The sequence below is a fragment of the Capsulimonas sp. genome (assembly GCF_039929585.1).
Lineage (GTDB): Bacteria > Armatimonadota > Armatimonadia > Armatimonadales > Capsulimonadaceae > Capsulimonas.
Genome location: NZ_JBDSQY010000294.1, coordinates 1 through 2,629, shown reverse-complemented (window position 1 = coordinate 2,629; position 2,629 = coordinate 1). Strand labels below are relative to the sequence as shown.

Sequence of the window (2,629 nt, the reverse complement as noted above, 5' to 3'; positions counted from 1 at the left end):
GTGTACGCCGCAATCGGCGTACACCCCGAATCCGCTCAGGAATGGACCCCGCAATCGCAAGCCGAGCTGCACGGACTTTGGGATGCCCCCCAGCATCGCGTGGCCGCCTACGGCGAGATCGGCCTCGATTACCACTGGGACACCCAGCCCCGCGATCGACAGCAGCAGGTCTTCGCCGAGCAGATCGCCTTCGCCGCGTCGCTCGATCCCCGCCTCCCCTTGATCATCCACTGCCGCGACGCCCAGGAAGACGTCCTGCGCATTCTTCGCGAGTCAGCCCCTACGGCTCCGGTCATCATGCACTGCTTTACGGGGGATACGGAAGCCGCGCGCGCCTGCCTGGACGCCGGCTGCTGGCTGGGGATCGGCGGCGTCGCCACCTACAAAAAATCCGGCTCATTGCGCGAGGCGATCGGCTACGCCCCGCTGGACCGGCTGCTGCTGGAAACCGACTGCCCCTACCTCGCCCCGCAGCGCTGGCGCGGCAAACGCAACGAGCCTTCTTATCTCACTGCGGTCGCCGAGATCGTTTCGGAAGCGAGAGGGATTTTGCCGAACGAAGTCGCACAAGTAACCACTGAAAACGCGCGGTTTGTATTCCGGGTTTAGGATTACGCCTTCACCTTATATCTTGGCGCCACCGGCAGCCGAGACCGATTCTCCGTCACCCACTTATAAACCGACTGTCCTGCCTGCGGCACGCCCGGAATATACAAGAACGGCGTGAGCAGCCAGAACGCGGGGGTGCGGCGAACGATCTCCCGGAAGGCGAAGAAGCCGGGGTATGTGCGCCCCTTGGGACTGACCGCGATGGCGGCAAGCTCGGCGTCTTTGGCGCTGACTTCGGGGGCCAGGGCAAGCTGCGCGGGATCGCGCGAATCCAAAAACTCCACCAAACCGAAGACATCGAAGAAGCGGACGAAGAGCAGAGCGGAGCGGCAGAAGTCACACTCGCCGTCGTAGACGAGCCTCAGCGGCGTCAGGCGGATCGTACGAACCAGCCAGTTCTGGAAATGGGTCAAATCGTCCTGGGTCAGAAACGGGATGTACGACGCGATCATCAGAAACGAGAACAGTGGGATGTTCATCGTATATTCGATGCTCAGGTGCAGCAGCACGCCCGCCGCCAGCACGTAAAGGCGCAGGCGAGGAACCCACACCAGCCATGCCAGCGTCATCTCGATCCCCAGAGCCGAGTAGGTCATGACGTTGATCATCAGCATGTTTTCGCTGAAGATGCGCGGCGTTGGGAAGCGATAAAATTCGGGCAGGTGCAGCAGGTAATAGATCGCCGTGCCGTTCGCCCACGCCTTGCCCTGCACCTTGCCGATAAATGTACAGGCGTAGACCAGGGACAACTGAAGCTGCATGATCCGCTGCGCCCAGGGCGTAACCCTGGGAGCGATGCGCCCCTCACGGCCTTTCAGCACTCGCCAGAGACGGTCCAGCGAGCACGAAGCGTCCGACGGCGCCAGCATCAGGTAGATCGTCATCACCAGCATGACACAGTCACCGCCGGTCGTATTGACGATCGGATTGCGGTTGTGGATGGCGTTCAGGCCGAGCGCGACGAGGAAGATCGAGGGACGCGTCCACAGCCCCACCGTCATGCAGATCGACGCCAGGATAAAGATCACGAAAAACGCGGTCAGCCACTCATCCCCCGCATTGCGAAGCAAATGGATGACCCGCGGACCCGACGTATAGTTCGCCTGATAGATCGCTGCTTCATTGCTTGTGAGCACGCCGTGCTCCGAGAACCAGACGCCACGCTCGGGGAACAGAATGCAGGCGTTCACCAGCACGAGCAAACCCATCACGATCCGAAATAGACCCAGTGGACCACTGGGGGTGGGGCGAAACCAGAACCGGCGCCAATCACGAAATATGTGGTTCACCGGAGATCCTCCGGCCGAATGGGGATCGTATAAAACTTGTAAGTCTCCATCGGCGGCAGTGGCGTATCCGGAGGAGATTTCTCCAGGTCGGGAAGCGTGCGAAAATGGCGAACGAGCTCCACCACCACCGGCGGCGAGCCAGGGCGGTCGTTGTTGACGCGCGCGGCGTAAAGCGCCATCGAATGCCACAGGTAGCTGTACCCCTCTTGATGCGCCACCTCGACATACTTACGATAACGCTCGCTGCGATACCGCTCTTCGTAGGGAAGCTCCTCCATACGGGGATAGGTCCAGGACCGCTCGGTCCCATCCGCGTAGTGCACGCGCGCTTCCACATTGATATTGCGCTTGTACGGCTCCGGCGCGAACATCAGCCAGCCCTGGTTGAAACCCGTCAGCGTCATGTATGGACGAACTACCACCATGCACTGCCGTGACAGCTCGGAACTCCCCGACATCGCCCACACCACCAGCGCGAACAAATGCCACAGCACGAACACCGTGATGACAATTCGCCCGAACCCCGCCCAATGCGCCCGTTCCTGACGCCGAAGGCGTATCTTTTCCCGCTCTGAGAGATCTTGTGTTTTCATCGCCATCTCTATAATTCGGCCACGCCCCCACCGATTCCTGCACCGGTCAATGAGAGAACTCATTCGAGAATTAAATACTTTATATTTCAAAGTACTTTATTATTTAAGTGATTTTATGGTAATATGCCCAAGTGAGAC

At 59.8% G+C, this 2,629-nt stretch carries 3 protein-coding genes; 1 reads left to right on the top strand and 2 read right to left on the bottom strand.

What is annotated here, in order from left to right; all coding sequences use genetic code 11:
* A partial coding sequence (locus ABIZ35_RS22485) for a TatD family hydrolase (protein WP_348222171.1) occupies positions 1 to 609 on the top strand: 609 nt, incomplete at its 5' end.
* 2 nt (positions 610 to 611) lie between these two features.
* Here ABIZ35_RS22485 and ABIZ35_RS22480 read toward each other — a convergent pair.
* Both ABIZ35_RS22480 and ABIZ35_RS22475 read right to left on the bottom strand, forming a co-directional pair.
* Positions 612 to 1,898 (bottom strand): DCC1-like thiol-disulfide oxidoreductase family protein, encoded by a 1,287-nt coding sequence (locus ABIZ35_RS22480; RefSeq protein ID WP_348222170.1) that lies wholly within the window; start codon positions 1,896 to 1,898, stop codon positions 612 to 614.
* Positions 1,895 to 2,491: a DUF5819 family protein gene (locus ABIZ35_RS22475; protein WP_348222169.1), complete on the bottom strand. Its 597-nt coding sequence runs from the start codon at positions 2,489 to 2,491 to the stop codon at positions 1,895 to 1,897. Before ABIZ35_RS22475 ends, ABIZ35_RS22480 begins: the two co-directional genes overlap by 4 nt.
* Positions 2,492 to 2,629: the final 138 nt, after the last annotated feature.

Excerpts from the sequence above, each read along its gene's own strand:
- ABIZ35_RS22475 (WP_348222169.1), bottom strand. The coding sequence starts at position 2,491 with ATGAAAACACAAGATCTCTCAGAGCGGGAAAAGATACGCCTTCGGCGT.